At 68.3% G+C, this 15,160-nt stretch carries 16 protein-coding genes; 9 read left to right on the forward strand and 7 right to left on the reverse strand.

Going from position 1 to position 15,160, the window contains the following annotated elements; all coding sequences use genetic code 11:
* The coding region (locus QNJ30_25105) for a helix-turn-helix domain-containing protein (protein ID MDJ0946739.1) at window positions 1-212 on the reverse strand (212 nt) is incomplete at its 3' end.
* 114 nt (window positions 213-326) lie between these two features.
* On the opposite strand from QNJ30_25105, the gene QNJ30_25110 reads away from it, so the two are divergent.
* Complete coding sequence (locus tag QNJ30_25110; protein MDJ0946740.1) at window positions 327-1,598, forward strand: allantoate amidohydrolase; 1,272 nt, start codon at window positions 327-329, stop codon at window positions 1,596-1,598.
* Here the strand turns inward: QNJ30_25110 and QNJ30_25115 are convergent.
* Together QNJ30_25115 and QNJ30_25120 are read right to left on the reverse strand one after the other, a co-directional pair.
* Complete coding sequence (locus QNJ30_25115) at window positions 1,555-2,478, reverse strand: DMT family transporter (protein ID MDJ0946741.1); 924 nt, start codon at window positions 2,476-2,478, stop codon at window positions 1,555-1,557. The genes QNJ30_25110 and QNJ30_25115 overlap by 44 nt on opposite strands.
* 124 nt (window positions 2,479-2,602) lie before the next feature.
* Window positions 2,603-3,151, reverse strand: a complete 549-nt coding sequence (locus QNJ30_25120; protein MDJ0946742.1) for a GNAT family N-acetyltransferase — start codon at window positions 3,149-3,151, stop codon at window positions 2,603-2,605.
* 807 nt (window positions 3,152-3,958) lie between these two features.
* Between QNJ30_25120 and QNJ30_25125 the strand changes: the two genes are divergently transcribed.
* From QNJ30_25125 to QNJ30_25135, 3 genes are all read left to right on the forward strand, one after another.
* Complete coding sequence (locus QNJ30_25125; GenBank protein ID MDJ0946743.1) at window positions 3,959-4,813, forward strand: mechanosensitive ion channel; 855 nt, start codon at window positions 3,959-3,961, stop codon at window positions 4,811-4,813.
* A 160-nt stretch (window positions 4,814-4,973) separates the two neighbouring features.
* On the forward strand, window positions 4,974-5,813 hold the full coding sequence (locus QNJ30_25130; GenBank protein ID MDJ0946744.1) for an OmpA family protein: 840 nt from the start codon (window positions 4,974-4,976) through the stop codon (window positions 5,811-5,813).
* Window positions 5,814-5,951: 138 nt separating this feature from the next.
* Window positions 5,952-8,015: an AsmA family protein gene (locus QNJ30_25135; protein ID MDJ0946745.1), complete on the forward strand. Its 2,064-nt coding sequence runs from the start codon at window positions 5,952-5,954 to the stop codon at window positions 8,013-8,015.
* 37 nt (window positions 8,016-8,052) lie between these two features.
* Here the strand turns inward: QNJ30_25135 and hppD are convergent, their stop codons facing one another.
* The 3 genes from hppD to QNJ30_25150 form a co-directional block, all read right to left on the reverse strand.
* Window positions 8,053-9,174 (reverse strand): 4-hydroxyphenylpyruvate dioxygenase, encoded by a 1,122-nt coding sequence (hppD, locus tag QNJ30_25140; protein ID MDJ0946746.1) that lies wholly within the window; start codon window positions 9,172-9,174, stop codon window positions 8,053-8,055.
* Window positions 9,175-9,475: 301 nt separating this feature from the next.
* On the reverse strand, window positions 9,476-9,637 hold the full coding sequence (locus tag QNJ30_25145) for a hypothetical protein (GenBank protein MDJ0946747.1): 162 nt from the start codon (window positions 9,635-9,637) through the stop codon (window positions 9,476-9,478).
* A gap of 11 nt (window positions 9,638-9,648) precedes the next feature.
* The gene (locus tag QNJ30_25150) at window positions 9,649-10,047 is read right to left on the reverse strand and encodes a DUF1127 domain-containing protein (protein MDJ0946748.1); all 399 of its coding nucleotides are present in this window, start codon (window positions 10,045-10,047) and stop codon (window positions 9,649-9,651) included.
* Window positions 10,048-10,194: 147 nt separating this feature from the next.
* On the opposite strand from QNJ30_25150, the gene QNJ30_25155 reads away from it, so the two are divergent.
* The 5 genes from QNJ30_25155 (at window position 10,195) to QNJ30_25175 (ending at window position 14,643) form a co-directional block, all read left to right on the forward strand.
* Window positions 10,195-11,139, forward strand: a complete 945-nt coding sequence (locus tag QNJ30_25155; protein MDJ0946749.1) for a transcriptional regulator GcvA — start codon at window positions 10,195-10,197, stop codon at window positions 11,137-11,139.
* Window positions 11,140-11,212: 73 nt separating this feature from the next.
* Window positions 11,213-12,826, forward strand: coding sequence for a Rieske (2Fe-2S) protein (locus QNJ30_25160; GenBank protein ID MDJ0946750.1), 1,614 nt, complete (start codon window positions 11,213-11,215; stop codon window positions 12,824-12,826).
* A gap of 347 nt (window positions 12,827-13,173) precedes the next feature.
* A complete protein-coding gene (locus QNJ30_25165; GenBank protein ID MDJ0946751.1) occupies window positions 13,174-13,755 on the forward strand; it encodes a helix-turn-helix domain-containing protein in 582 nt (193 codons plus the stop codon).
* Window positions 13,756-13,809: 54 nt separating this feature from the next.
* Window positions 13,810-14,379: a carboxymuconolactone decarboxylase family protein gene (locus tag QNJ30_25170; protein ID MDJ0946752.1), complete on the forward strand. Its 570-nt coding sequence runs from the start codon at window positions 13,810-13,812 to the stop codon at window positions 14,377-14,379.
* 9 nt (window positions 14,380-14,388) lie between these two features.
* Window positions 14,389-14,643, forward strand: a complete 255-nt coding sequence (locus QNJ30_25175; GenBank protein MDJ0946753.1) for a glutaredoxin domain-containing protein — start codon at window positions 14,389-14,391, stop codon at window positions 14,641-14,643.
* Between the two features lie 6 nt (window positions 14,644-14,649).
* Here QNJ30_25175 and QNJ30_25180 read toward each other — a convergent pair whose 3' ends face one another.
* Window positions 14,650-15,150 (reverse strand): GNAT family N-acetyltransferase, encoded by a 501-nt coding sequence (locus QNJ30_25180; GenBank protein ID MDJ0946754.1) that lies wholly within the window; start codon window positions 15,148-15,150, stop codon window positions 14,650-14,652.
* Window positions 15,151-15,160 lie beyond the last annotated feature (10 nt).

Raw genomic sequence — 15,160 nt, forward strand, 5'->3', positions numbered from 1 at the left:
ATCTGCCGTCCGTTCCGCCGGGACGCCAGCAGCCCGGCCCGCTCCAGCTGGCCCAGGTGGAAGGAGAGCGTGGCCGGCGCGACCCCCAGGCGGGCGGCGATCAGCCCGGCCGGCAGGCCGCCGCGGCCTGCCTCGATCAGCAGGCGGAACACGGCGAGCCGGGTTTCCTGTGCCAAGGCCGCAAGGGCGACGACCGCGGATGTCATTTCCATATTTTGACAATTATCAAAATATTGTGCCGTGTCAAGTCGCCGAGACCCGCAGCGAAAGGGGACCGAATCCGCTCCGCTCTGATAAGCTGTCGCGCCAATCCGAAGCGAGGCCCCATGACCGATCCCAGTTCCCTTCCAGCGGCCGCCACCTGGGGCCAGGACATCCTCGACCGCCTCGAGCTCCTGGCCCGCCACAGCGAGGGCGGACCCGGGGTCACCCGGCGCCTGGCGACCGCCGAGCATCGAGCGGTGCACGACCTGCTGGCCGGCTGGATGGCCGATGCCGGCATGGCCGTGCACCTCGACGCCGCGGCCAACACCTGCGGCCGCTATGAGGCGAGCGAGCCCGGCGCGCCGGCGCTGATGATGGGCTCGCACCAGGACACGGTGCGCCAGGGCGGCCGCTACGACGGCATCCTGGGCGTGGTCGTGCCGCTGGCCTGCATCAAGGTCCTGCACGACGCCGGCGAGCGCCTGCCCTTCGCGCTGGAGGTCGTCGCCTTCAGCGACGAGGAGGGCCTGCGCTTCGGCACCGGCCTCTTCGGTAGCTCCGCCATCATCGGTCGGCTGAACCCAGAGGATTTGGCGCGAAGAGACGAGGACGGCGCTACCCTGGCCGAGGCGCTGCGCGGCTTCGGGCTGGACCCCGACGGTCTGCCGGCGGCAGCGCGGCGGCCGGAGGAGCTTCTGGCCTTCGTCGAGGTCCACATCGAGCAGGGGCCGATCCTCGAAGCCGAAGGTCTGCCGGTCGGGCTGGTCACCGACATCACCTTCGGCGCCAACCTGTCCGTCACCCTGACCGGCGTCGCCGGCCATGCCGGCACCGTGCCGATGAGCCGACGGCAGGACGCGCTGGCGGGGGCGGCCGAAGCGATCCAGGCCGTGGAGCGAACCTGCCGCGAGCGCGACGACCTGGTCGGCACCGTCGGCAAGCTGGCCGTGTCGCCCGGCGCGACCAACGTCATCCCCGGCGAGTGCAGCTTCACGGTCGACATCCGCTCGCCGCGGGAGCCGGTCGTGGCCGGGGCCATCGCGGACCTGCAGTCGGCCTTCGAGACCCTCGCGGCCGCGCGGGACCTCCAGATCGACATCCAGCAGCGCTACCAGCTGCCCGGCTGTCCCTGCACACCCTGGCTCATGGAGCAGCTGGAGGCGGCGATATCGGCCCAGGACCTGCCGGTCCGGCGGCTGTTCAGCGGCGCCGGCCACGACGCCATGGCCATGCGGCACCTCACCGACATCGCCATGCTCTTCGTCCGCTGCACCGCGGGCATCAGCCACAATCCGGCCGAGGCGATCACGGCAAAGGATGCCGGGATCGCGGCGCAGGTACTGCTGCGCTTCATCCGCGACTTCGACCCGAGCCGAAGGCCGGCCGCCAGCTGAAGCAGCGTCCGTCGATCACCAGCAGGCCGCCGAGGATGCAGGCCGCGCCGGCCCAGTCGCCGGCGGCCGGCCGCTCGCCGAGCAGGGCCATGCCCAAGGCGAGCGCGCTGACCGGGATCATCAGGGTCACCAGCATGAGGTTGGTCGCCCCGGCGCTGGCCAGGACCCGGAAGTAGATCACGTAGGCCGCCGCGGTGCCGAAGACCGCGAGGCTCACCAGCGCCGCCCAGGTGTCGGCGCCGGCGGTCAGGGTCCAGGGCCGATCGACGGCCAGCGCCAGCGGCAGGATCAGCAGCGTGGAGGCGGTCAGCTGTCCGCCGGCCACCACGACCGGCGGCCGGCCCGCGAAACGCCGTCCGAAGACCGCCGCACAGGCGTAGGACAGGGCCGCGCCCAGGACCAGGACCTGTCCGATCGCGACCGCGCCGAGGCCACGCAGCACCTGCGGCCCGGTCAGGATCGCCACCCCGAGGATGCCGAGGCCGATGCCCAGGCTCCGGTGCCAGTTGAGGCGCTCCGTCCCGGTGACGAAATGGCCGATCATCAGGCTGAACAGCGGCGTCGTGGCGTTGAGCACGGCGGCCAGCCCGCCGTCGATCGTCACCTGCCCGGTGACGATCAGGCTGAAGGGCAGCACGTTGTTCAGCGCGCCCATCACGAAGAAGGCGGCCCAGACCCGCGGCTCGGCCGGCAGGCGCTGGCCGCGGGCCAGGAGCAAGAGGTTCAGCGCCAGGGCCGCGAGACCGATCCGCGCCAAGACCACGGTGAAAGGCGGCAGCTCGCGAAGCCCGACCTCGGTCAGGATGAAGGCCGCGCCCCAAAGCAGCGACAGAAGGACAAGCAATCCCCAGTCCCTGGCACCCATGCGCCCCGCACCCATCTCCGCGATCCTTTTCCGCCCGCGACCTGCGGCAGGCTACGGCGCGGCGCGGCCTGAGGGCTACCCGATCCTTGCGCCCGCGCCTGCGGCTCCCGCGGCCCTTCCGGTGCGGCCGCCGGCGGCACTACCGCTCGGAGCTGTCGAGAGACGGAAAGGGGATCGGTTCGGGCGGGCGGTTGCCGAGGTCCGCGAGGGCAAGATGCCACCAGCCGACGTCGTGCCACGCGCCGAACTTGAAGCCGACCTTCCTGTAGATTCCGATCAGCCCGAAGCCGAGGGAGTCGTGCAGGGCGACGCTGGCCGGGTTCGGCAGCCCGATTCCGGCGTAGGCCGCCGCCAGGTTCTGCCGGCGCAGGATCTCGAAAAGCGCCCTGTAGAGGCCTCCCCCGACGCCGCGCCGCTGCGCTTCGGGCCGAACGTAGACCGAGACATCGGAGGCCCAGCGGTAGGCCGCGCGGCTCCGGTGCGGCCCGGCATAGGCGTAGCCCAGAATCCGGCCGTCTTCCTCGGCGACGAGCCAAGGATGGGTCTTCAGGACGTGCTCGACGCGGGCGGCCATCTGCCCCGCCGACGGGGGACCGGCCTCGAAGGAAATCACGGTCTCCCGGACGATGGGCGCATAGATCTCGGCGATCGCCGCCGCATCCGAAGTCTCTGCCGTACGAACCCGCAACTCAGCCTCCGGCACTCAGGGCACTGAAGCCTAGCAGCGGCAGGGTCGGGGCAGGAAGCGCGCACGGCCGAAGCATGACCGGCGCCCCCGCGACATCGGCGCGGGCATCGGCAGGGCCTACCTTTGTGCCTATGCGGGGCCGGGCGCCACCGCCGCCAAGAGAGCCAAACAGGGCGATGGCCAAGAGGCCATCCAACGGCCTGATATATCGAGATCTTCTGCAACCCCGCCAAGAACGGGAGAATCAATTCTCTTGTCCGGCAAGAAGCGCCGCAGCCAGAATGCTGCATTTCCTGGCGGATTTCCAAGGCAAAGCAAATCAGCGGCCGGGGATCATTGACGGCCGAGATACCTTATATTTAAATCAATTCCAAACTAATTGGGTTAAGCCCGATTTTTCGCGGCTTTGCCCATGGCAGAGCGCCGACGCGTCCCTCGGGAGGGTTCACGGGAGCGACGGCGGCGACCTCGGGGCGGGCGCGCAGCCTTAGCCCAAAGGTCGTAGGGAGGTCAGGGTGACGACAAGGGCCGAGGCGCCTTCGGGGCGCACCGCCACGTCCTGCAGGCGTATCGCCGAGCGAGCCAGCACCGCGATCGCCAAGGGTACGTATCGCGGCTTCGCAACCCCGTGCCGCGGGCGGCGGCCCGTCTTCACGGCTTCACAAAGTGGATTCGCGGGTGCCTAGAGGCGCGGCTGCGGCGGTGCGGTTCCACCGAGCCCTGCGACGGCAAGGCGCGGCATCTTGGCGGGCCCGGGCGGCGGCGGGCCGGAAATCCACAGCCGAGTGAGGAGAGGGAAAGGAAAATATGGACGACACCATCAAGGAAGCCGTTACCGAAGTGACGACGCTCTTGACCACTTACGGTCTGGACGTCGTCGGCGCCATCGCGATCCTCGTCATCGGCTGGTTCCTGTCCGGCTGGGCCCGGCGCGCGGTCAACCGCGGGCTGTCCAAGTTCGACAAGTTCGACGTGACGCTGCGCACCTTCTTCGCCAGCTTGGCCAAGTACCTGGTCATCGTCATCACGATCGTCGCGGTCCTCAACCAGTTCGGGGTCCAGACCGCCAGCCTGATCGCCGTCTTGGGTGCCGCCGGCCTGGCCATCGGCCTGGCGCTGCAGGGCACGCTGAGCAACGTCGCCGCCGGCGTGATGCTGCTGATCTTCCGGCCCTTCCGGGTTGGCGACTACATCGAGGCGGGCGGCATATCGGGGACGGTCAAGGGCGTGACCCTCTTCGTCACGGAGCTGGCGACACCGGACAACGTCCACATCGTCGCGCCCAACGCCCAGCTCTGGGGAACTGCGGTCAAGAACTACAGCTTCCATCCGACCCGGCGGGTCGATTTTCTCCTCGGCATCGCCTACGAGGACGACATGGACCAGGCCATCGCGGCGGTCCGCAGCGTGATCGACGCCGACAGCCGGCCCCTTAAAGACCCCGAGCCGGTGGTCGTGATCTCCGAGCTGGCGGACTCCTCGGTCAACCTCACGGTGCGGATCTGGGTCAACGCCGGCGACTACTGGCCGCTGAAGTTCGACCTGACCAAGGCCTTCAAGGAACGCCTGGACGCCGAAGGCATTTCGATCCCATACCCGCAACGCAGCATCCACTTGGCTTCGGGAGGTTCGGAGAAGATCGCCGCCGCGGCGGCGGAGTGACTTCAGGCCCGCATCGCGCCGGATCACAGGGGCGGCGCCTGCAAAGGCCGAAGTCGGAATCGACAGACGGGACGGAGGGGCTTGTTCGCAAGGCCGATCCCGTCGCCAAGGGCCGGTGAAACAAGGCCCTGGGGATTATCCTTGCACGGGAGAAGACGAAATGAACGGATTGACTAAGGCAATTGCATCCTGCTTGGGTCTGGTTCTCCTGACCGCCTGCGGGACCAAGCTTCAGGAGGCCGAGCGGGTTTCGCCGCAGGGCGCCGCCTTCGACCAGAACCTCTACGACGGCTACATGGAGCTCTCCAGAAGCGAGTTCGGCGAGGGCGACTATCGCGCTTCCGACGACTTCGCGACGAGCGCCCTCGCCGCCGGCAAGGGCGGCGGGGTCCAGCCGGTGGAAATCGGCGAACGCCGCGTGCCGAGGGACAAGCTCGACGAAGTGTCCTCCGCTCGGCTGCGGCTGATGGCGGAACTCGCCGAAGGCGCCGCCGAGAAGAAGCCGATCGAGGCGGCCGAGGCCCAGGTCAAGTTCGACTGCTGGATGCAGGAGCTCGAGGAAAACCGGCAGCCGGAGGACATTGCCAACTGCCGGGACGGCTTCATGACCGCGCTCGCAAAGCTGGAGGAAAGGCCGGTCGCCGCCGCCCCGGCCCCTGCGCCGCAGGCGCCGCCCGGACCCTGGGTCGTCAACTTCGAGTTCGATCGCTCGGAGCTGACGCCGAACGCCCGCGCGATCCTGACCGACATGATCGAGGCGGCGAAGAAATCGGGTTTCGAGACCATCAGCCTCGGCGGCCACACCGATCTCGTCGGTCCGGCCGACTACAACAAGGAGCTGTCCAAGAAGCGCTATCGGGCGGTGGCCGACTTTCTGATCGAAAGCGGAATCCAGAAAGAAAAAATCGTCGGCGCCGGCTTCGGCCCGAATAAGCCGATCGTCAACACGCCCAAGCCCGAGGAAAGGAATCGTCGCGTGGAGATCAATCTCTCGCGTTAGGCTGAAAGACATATATGCTAGGGCCCCGCAGCCGGAGTCGGTTGCGGGGCTTTTTTCGCCGGCGCGGTCTCACTTCCGCCACATTGGCGGCGCAGGAGGCAGGGTGAGTCGAGCCGAGACCTGTTCTGAGGAAATGCGATGAAAAAGACGCTGATCGCGGTCGCCGTGATCCTCGTGGTGGTCGTCGCCGGCCTCTTCGTGGCGCCGGCCTTCATCCCGGTCGAAACCTACCGGGGCCAGATCGAGACGGCGGCGCGCGAGGCGACGGGCCGCGCCCTGAAGATCGAGGGCGACATCAGCCTGAGCCTGCTGCCGCGCCTCGCGGTCGAGGCCGAGGACGTCAGCTTCGAAAACGCGCCGGGCGCCGCCGAACCGCAGATGGCGAGCATCGAGAAACTCGCCGTCCAGCTGCAGATCCTGCCGCTGCTGTCGCGCGAGGTGAAGCTCGACCGCCTGGTCCTGGTCCGGCCCAGCATCCTGCTGGAGGTCGACGCGCAGGGCCGCCCGAACTGGGTTTTCGGGACTGCCTCGGCGCCTGCCGCGGCGGCGGAGTCCGCACCCTCTACGAGCGAGCCGGCCGAGGCCGGCGCCGGCGACGGCGGCGCGACCCTGGCCAACGTCGCCTTGGGCGAGGTCCGGCTGGAAGGCGGACGCCTGGCCTATAAGGATGCCCGCAGCGGCGCCGCCTACGAGGTCGATGACGTCAACATGGACGTCTCCCTGGCGAGCCTCGACAGCCCGCTCACGGCCGAGGGCGGACTGGTCTGGAACGGCAAGACGATCAGTCTGACGCTCGCCGCCGACCGCCCGCGCGCGCTCCTCGAGAACGGCACCACCAGCCTGAGCCTGAAGATCGAATCGGAGCCGCTGCAGCTCGGCTACGACGGCAGCCTCGACAAGGGCGAGACCCTGCAGATGGCCGCCGCGGTCGACCTCGAGGTTCCCTCGATCCGGGAGCTCGCGGCCTGGGCCGGCACGCCGCTCAAGCTGGACGGCGACGGACTGGGGCCCTTCTCGATCAAGGGCAAGCTCTCGGCCACGCCGACCCGCTTCGCCTTCACCGAGGCCGAGATCGGCCTCGACGGCATGGCCGGCCAGGGCGCGCTCACCGCGGACGTGTCCGGCGCCAAACCCGATATCCGCGGCGAGTTGAAGCTCGACGTCCTCGACGCCAACAAGTACCTGCCGCCCGAGGCGGCCCAAGGCGAAGCCGCGACCGAGGGCGGTGACAGCGGCGGCGACGGCGGCGCCGACTCGGCCGAAAAGTCCGCTTCGCAGGAATGGAGCGACGCGCCGATTGATCTCGCCGGCCTGCAGGCCCTGAACCTGGCCTTCGACCTCTCCGCCCAGGGCATTCGCATCCGCAAGATCGAGATCGGCGAGTCGGCGCTCGGCGTCGCCATCAAGGACGGCCTGCTGACCGCGGACCTCAAGCAGCTCAAGCTCTACGACGGCGTCGGCCGTGCCGAGGTCGCGCTCGACGGGCGCGGCGCGACGCCGAGCGTCCGAAACAACTTCACCCTGACCGGCGTCGACGCCGGCCGCCTGCTGACCGACGCCGCCGATTTCGATCGTCTGGAAGGCAGCGGCGACATCGCGCTCGCCGTCACCGCCAGCGGCAAGAGCCAGAAAGAGATGGTCCAGTCCCTGAACGGCGACGGCGCGATCAAGTTCGTCGACGGCGCGATCCGCGGCATCAACCTGGCCCAGATGGTGCGCAACGTGACCACGGCCTTCACCGACACCGGCGAGGCCCAGAAGACCGACTTCGCCGAGCTCTCCGGGACCTTCCAAATCACCCGAGGACTCCTGCGCAACGACGACCTGCTGTTGCTCAATCCCCTGCTGCGGGTCACCGGGGCGGGGACGGCGGACCTGCCGGGCCGAACCGTCGACTATCGGGTCGAGCCCAAGGTCGTGGGCTCGCTGGAGGGCCAGGGCGGCGATGCCCTGGCCAGGGGCCTGGCAGTGCCGGTCATCGCCGAAGGGCCCTGGCACGACATCACGTACCGCCCCGACCTCGCCGCCGCGGTCGGCGAGATCGCCAAGGACCCCAAGGAGGCCCTGAAGGACGTCAAGGAGACCGGGAAATCGCTGTTGAAGGGCCTGACCGGCGGCGGCGGCGAAACGCCGGAGGCCGGCGGCGCTCAGGAGGAGGCGCCTAATCCCGCCGACGCCCTGAAGAAGCTGTTCGGCGATTAGGACATCGGCAGGGCAGATGCCGTCGGCGATGGACCCCTCATGACGCTTCCGAGTCGAGCACGCCGCGGCGGATCTGATCCTCCTCCATGGACTCGAAGAGGGCCTTGAAGTTGCCCTCGCCGAAGCCCTCGTCGCCCTTGCGCTGGATGATCTCGAAGAAGATCGGGCCGATGGCGAGTTGGGTGAAGATCTGGAGCAGGATGCCGCCGCCCTCGACCGGTGCGCCGTCCAGCAGGATGCCGTTGCGCTGCAGGCGCTCGAGGTCCTCGCCGTGGCCGGGCACCCGGGCCTCCAGCCCCTGGTAGTAGGCGTCGGGCGGCGGCGCCATGAATTCCACCCCGCGGGTCTTCAGGCTCTCGACGGTCGCGTAGATGTCGTCGGTGCCCAGCGCGATGTGCTGGATGCCCTCGCCCTTGTAGGCCTCGAGGTACTCCTCGATCTGCGACTTGTCGTCCGCCGACTCGTTGATCGGAATGCGGATCTTGCCGCAGGGCGAGGTCATGGCGCGGCTGTGCAGGCCGGTCAGCTTGCCCTCGATGTCGAAGTAGCGCAGCTCACGGAAGTTAAAGATCTTCTCGTAGAAGCCGGCCCAGAGGTCCATGCGGCCGCGATAGACGTTGTGGGTCAGGTGGTCGATGTAGGTCAGCCCGCAGTCCTCGACGCCGTCTGCGCCCTCCTCGACCGGCTCGAAGTCGACGTCGTAGATACTGCGGTCGCCGTAGCGGTCGACCAGGTAGACCAGGCTGTCGCCGATCCCCTTGACCGCCGGAATGTTGAGCTCCATCGGCCCGACGTGGCCCTCGTGAGGCTTGGCGCCGCAGGACAGCGCCCGGTCGAAGGCGCCGCCCGCGTCGCCGACGCGGAAGGCCATGGCGCAGGCCGAGGGGCCGTGCACGCGGGCGAAGGACTGGGCGAAGCTCTCCGGCTCCGCGTTGACGATGAAGTTGATGTCGCCCTGGCGGTAGTGGGTGACCCGCTTGGAGCGGTGGCGGCCGGCGACCCGGAAACCGAGCCGGCGGAACAAGGCGTCCAGTTCTCGGGTATCCTCGGCCGTGTACTCGACGAACTCGAAGCCGTCGGTCGCGCAGGGGTTGTCCCAAAGATCCTCGGACTTGTCGGTCGGGGATCCGGAAGACTTCGGGGAATCGGCGGCAGCCATCTGTGACCTCCGGGCCCGCGCGCGGCGAAGGCGGCGGGGCAAAGCAAGGGCATTACGCTGGAGTCCCTCATAGATGGCCCAGCCGGACGCGCTTAGCAAGCGGCGCCTGCACGCGCCTTCGAGGCCGCGGCTTCAGGACCCTTGGCGTGCTGCCGCGCCTCCGGTCTCGGCAGCGCCTCACGCCACAGGGGCGCGCGCGTCTCGCCGTCAGGCCCGGATGCCTGAGTGGCGCCGTCCGAACGCCCGCCTTCGCGGACCGCCAGGGCCCAGAGCGGCGGCGCCTCGGGCAGCGGCAGAGCGGTCATCGGCCCCGCACCGCCCGCAGCAGGCCGCCGACAAAGCTTTCCGCCGCCGAGACCAGCCGGAAGATCAAAACGCTGGCCCAGAGCGCGCTGGTCGGCGCAGGCCGAGCGGTCGACCGCGACGCCAAGTTCAGATGAGCCAAGGCCTGGTAGGGATTCATGACCCGGTCTCCTAAGCTGCCAGCTTGCCCAGCCGGACGGGCTCGGCCCGCGGCTTCGGCAGGCGCAGCACCTCGGCCCGGGCCGCGGCCTCTTCGACCGGCACGCCCTGGCGGAGCTGGCGGACGACGCGCGCAACGTCGCCGCGGCTGAGACCGATGTCGCGCAGGCTGCGGTCGTCGAGAGCCAGCAACTCGGCGATTGCGAGGCGCCGCTGCCACCAGGCGCGATAGCGGCGCGCCAGCGCGAAGACGCCGGCGCCGAGGGCCCGCGCCAGGCGCCCGACTGCCCGGACCGCGGTCGCCAACGCGGCACGGAAGGCTTCGGCGCGCAGCCGCCGGCCGCGCGCGACGAGGACCTGCAGGACGGCTCCATCCAGTTCGGTCTTGCGGGTCTTGGGCGTCGGGTGCATGGGCGTCCTCCTTGCGAAGCGGTAGATGAATAATCCTAATCTGTTGAGTTAGATTGCCTCATCTCCTTTCCGGTTCTTTTCATAAAATCGCTTGAATATCCTGATCCGACAAACGAGTATTCATCTAGCGTAAGGTTAGTTTTGCTAATGTTGGAGCTCGTCGTGTCGCGCCGTCTGCCGCCGCTCAACGCCCTGCGCGCCTTCGAGGCCGCGGCCCGCCATCTCAGCTTCGCCAAGGCGGCGCAGGAACTGCACGTCACCCCGGCCGCGATCAGCCACCAGATCAAGGGCCTCGAGGACTACCTTGGCGTGGCCCTGTTCCAGCGCGGCAAGCGGACGATCTGGCTGACCGAAGCCGGCGAGGCGGCCCTGCCGGACCTGCGCAGCGGATTCGACTACCTGGCCGCCGGAATCGCCCGGATCCGGGACCTGGAGACCGGCGGCGTGATCACGGTCTCGGCCGCTCCGTCCTTCGCCGCCAAGTGGCTGGTGCCCCGGATCGAGCGCTTTCACCAGACCCATCCCGACATCGACGCCCGGGTCGCGGCCTCGGTCGGGCTGGTCGATTTCGACCGCGACCAGGTCGACATCGGCATCCGCTATGGCCAGGGCCGCTATCCGGACCTCAGCGCCGAGCTCCTGCTGCACGAGGAGGTGGTGCCGGTCTGCAGCCCGGCCCTGCTGGAGGACAAGCCGCCGCTCAAGCGCCCCAAGGACCTGGAGCATTTCCCCCTGATCCACGACGATACGCCGATGGTCGGACAGCCGGTGCCGGACTGGCGGATGTGGCTGCTGGCCGCCGGGGTGCAGAGCGTCGACTGGACCCGCGGGCCGCGCTTCAGCCCGACCTCCATGGCGATCCAGGCCGCCCTCGACGGCCAGGGCGTGGCCCTGGTCGGCCGGGTCCTGGCGGAATCGGACCTCAGCGCCGGGCGCCTGGTCCGGCCGCTGGCCTTCGCCGTGCCCAGCGACTTCGCCTACTACATCGTCTGCCCTCAGGCCAATGCCGAGCGGCCCAAGGTCAGAGCCTTCCGGGACTGGCTGCTGGAGGAGGCCGAGCGCTATCGCCAGGAAATCCGGCAAAAGCGCTGAAAAACCTCGATTCTTGCGAATTATTAAGGATCTAACTCTAAGTTTGCCGATCGTTTCAGCAAGGCTATCCGACATGCAGATGGGTCTTTGGACCAAGGCGATCGCCACAGAGGAATTGAGGCAGAAGAAGCAGGCCGTCGTGGAGCTTGGCGAGCGGCAACTGGCGCTCTTCCTGACCGAGGACGGCATCTTCGCCTGCAACAACCGCTGTCCCCAAGAAGGCCATCCGCTCAGCGAGGGTGCGGTGGACTGCGACAGTGTGCTGACCTGCAGCCAGGACAGCTGGAAGTTCGACCTCTTCACCGGTGCCAACGTCACGGGCGGCGACGCCCTGCGGGTCTACCCTGTCGAGGAGCGCGACGGCCACGTCTACGTCGACCTGATGGATCCGCCGCTCGAGGACCAGCGGCAGACCATCCTGTTCCACCTCTGCAACGCCTTCGACGAGCACGACTTTCCGCGCATGGCGCGGGAGCTGGCCCGGCTCAGCCACCTGGAGGGCGATCCCCTGGAGGCGATGCGCGCCGCGATTGGCTGGTCATGCGATCGCCTCGAGTTCGGCCTGGGTCAGGCCTACGCCGGCGCCGCCGACTGGCTGTCGCTCTACGAGGAGCGGCCTGGCGAGCCGGAGGACCGTCTGATCTGCCTGCTCGAGGCGATGGGCCACATCGCCTACGAGGTCCGGCGCGAGAAGATCTACCCCTACTCCGCCATGGAAGAGCCCTACGACCAGGCGGTCTTCCTGCAGGCGATGGAGGACGAGGACGAGGCGGTGGCCATCGCCAACCTGCGCGGCGGTCTGGGCGAAGGCCGCAGCTTCGCCGAGTTCGAGGCCGCCCTGACCCAGGCCGCCCTGGCCCACTACAGCGGCTTCGGCCATTCCCTGATCCACGTCCGCAAGGGCGGCGAACTGATCGCCCACCTGGGCCCGGAGATCACCACCCGCGTGATGCTGCCCCTGCTGCGGGCGATAATCTTCGCCCGGCGCGAGGACAGGCTGCCGCGCTTCGCCGGCTATCACGCCGCGCTGCAATCCTGGACCGAGGGCTTCAAGCCCAGCTTCGGCCGCTTCAAGCCGCCGAAGGTCTCGGACTACAAGGGCCTCGACGTCGACAAGGCCCTGGCCCTGACCCTGGACTACAAGAAGGCGGCGCCGGAGAAGCTCTACCTGAGCCTGCTCGGCGCCAACGCCGTCAACCTGCTGTGCTTCGACACCGACTACCAGGACCAGATCGACGGCAGCTTCGCCACCAACGTCGGCTGGCTCGACCTCACCCACGGCATCACCTTCGGCGCCGCGCTGCGCGGCCAGTGCCAGAAGTTCGCCGAGAGCTGGCCGCCCGGGCTGCTGCAGCTGGCCTGCTTCGCAGGCCGCAACGCCGGCTACCTGGACGACAAGGTGAAGCTCAAGGACTGGCTGGTCGACGACGTCGAGCACTTCTTCCAGCAGGCCCTCGACAGCCTTTTCGACCACGACCAGCCCGAATACGTCGTCTCGGCGCATCTGCTGAAGACGGTGCTCGCGGCCCGCGAGGAGGCGCGCTGGGCCCTGGCCAGCGACGGCGAGGACACCGCCGCCCTGCTGGCGGCCGCGGTCAACCGCTTCCTCTCCTCTCCGATCAAGCGCAAGCACCTCCGCCGCACCGCCCGCCAGGCCCTGGGCTTCGCCGCCAAGGAACACGGCTAGCGCACTTCCCGATCAGACGCCTTCGCGTCTGGCCGGGAGTAGTGCGCTAATACGTTGGAATTAGGGCATTACATCCGGCCAGATGGATCGCGTAGCGATTCCATCTGATCGGATAACGCCCTAGCCGCTACCTTCCCAGCCAATAGCTCGACTGTCATGCCCGGACTTGATCCGGGCATCCATCGAGACGCTGCACCATGGATGGCCGGGTCAAGCCCGGCCATGACAGCGTTTCCGAACCGAAGATCAGGTCAATAAGCTGAGTGGACGGGACGCCGTCGGGACAGCCGAGCTTATATTGACCGATCGTTCCAGACTCCCTAGCCTGAGCGGCGAGGAGGGCCGGCATGCCCTGGGAAAAGCGGTTTGACAGCGAGGCGGTGCTCGACAAGGCCATGCGGGCCTTCTGGGCGCGCGGCTACGAGGCGACCTCGATGCAGGACCTAGTCGACTGCATGGGCATCAACCGTGGCAGCCTCTACGCCACCTTCGGCGACAAGCGCAGCCTCTTCATCAAGGCGCTGCGCCGCTACGACACCCGGGAGCGCGCGGCCTGGGTCGCGACCCTGGCGGCAGCCAAGTCGCCCCGGGAGTCGATCCTGGCCGCCTTCGACGGCGCGATTGCCGCGGTGCTCGAGCGGGGCTCGCGCGACGGCTGCCTGCTGGTCAACACGGCGCTGGAGCTTTCGCCCCACGACGAGGAGATCTCGAAGATCGTGGCCCGCGGCCTGGCCGAGATGGAAGCCTTCTTCCGCGGACGGATCGAAGCCGGCCAGCGCAGCGGCGAGATTCCAGCAAGGGTCGAGGCCGGCGAGGCCGCGCGGGCTCTGCTGGGTCTCTTCGTCGGGCTGCGGGTGCTGTCGCGTAGCCGTCCGGAGCCCGCGCTGCTCCGCTCCCTGCGCCGCCAGGCGGAGGCGCTGATCGGTTGATCGACTTTTTATTTCAGCCGTTTGGAACGTTCAGTCAAAACTAGGGAGGCAAAGATGACCGTAGCCTATGTCGAACGCGCGCAGGCCGATGCCGTGACGAACGCCTTCTACGACAAGGCCGAAGACCGCTTCAAAGCGTTGCTCAACATCTTCAAGGTCCTCGGCCACACCCCGGAGCTCGGGGTCGCCTTCACCGACCTGATCATGGCGATTCTGAAGGACGGCCACATCGACTGGGTCACCAAGGAGCTGCTGATCCTCAAGGCGACCCAGCGCAACGACTGCCAGTACTGCGTCGTGCAGCACGAGCGACTGTCGATGATGCTGGGCATTTCCGAGGAAAAGATCGCCGACATCGACGGCGACAGGTACAAGACCAGCCCGCATTTCACCGAGGGTGAAAAGGCGCTCATGGACCTCACGGTGCAGATCGGCGTCGACGCCAACCGGGTCTCCAAGGACCTCTGGGATCGGCTTCACGCGCACTTCACCGACGCGCAGATCGTCGAGGCCGCCTTCGTCATCGCGACCTACATCTTCGTCTCCAAGTTCGGCGACGCCATGGGCGTCGAGCTGGAGCCGATGTTCGACGGCGTCGAGCCCATCCTCCACATCAACCACTGAGATCGGACCATGGCCAAGATCGAGATCTTCTCGGCCCCCGACTGCGGCTATTGCCGGCGGGCCAAGGAATTGCTGGACGGCAAGGGCCTGGCCTACCGGGAGCTCGACATCGCCGCCGACCCGGCGCAGCTCGGGGAGCTGCGCCGCCGCCTGCCGCGGTCCAAGGCGATCCCGCAGATCTTCATCGACGGCGAGCACATCGGCGGCTACGAGGACCTCTGCCTGCTCGAGGCGCGCGGCGAGCTGGACGCGTTGTCCGGATAAGGAGAGCTACAGCTCCAGGACCATGCGCTGCTCGCGCATGGTCTTGCCCCACTGGTCGTCTTCCTGCTCTTCGACCACCCGGAAGCCGGCTGCGTCGTAGAGCCGCCGGGCGGCGTCGAGCCCGGCGAAGGTCCAGAGGTAGACCCGGGGATAGCCGCGGGCGGCGCAGAAGCCGAGCGCGGAGTCGAGCAGCCGCCGGCCGACGCCCCGGCCCTGTGCCGCCGGATCGACCATGAACCAGCGCAGGTGCGCGCCCTTGGCGGCGGCATCGCTGCCGTCGACCGAGATCGTCCCCAGGATATCGTCGCCGTCAAGCGCGAGCCGGAAGAGATCCCGCGCCTCATCGTAGCGCCGAAGGAAGCCCGCAAGCTCGCCGGCGATCTTGGCCTCGAAATAGACGCCGAAGCCCCAGTGGCGGCCGTAATAGGCCGCCTGGGTCTCGACCGCCCAGCCGAGCGCGCCCGGGCGATAGCCGCTCAGGGTGATCTCGCCGTCGGCGCCGCTCATGGCCAAGTCC

The organism is Kiloniellales bacterium, assembly GCA_030066685.1.
Taxonomy (GTDB): Bacteria; Pseudomonadota; Alphaproteobacteria; order Kiloniellales; family JAKSBE01; genus JAKSBE01.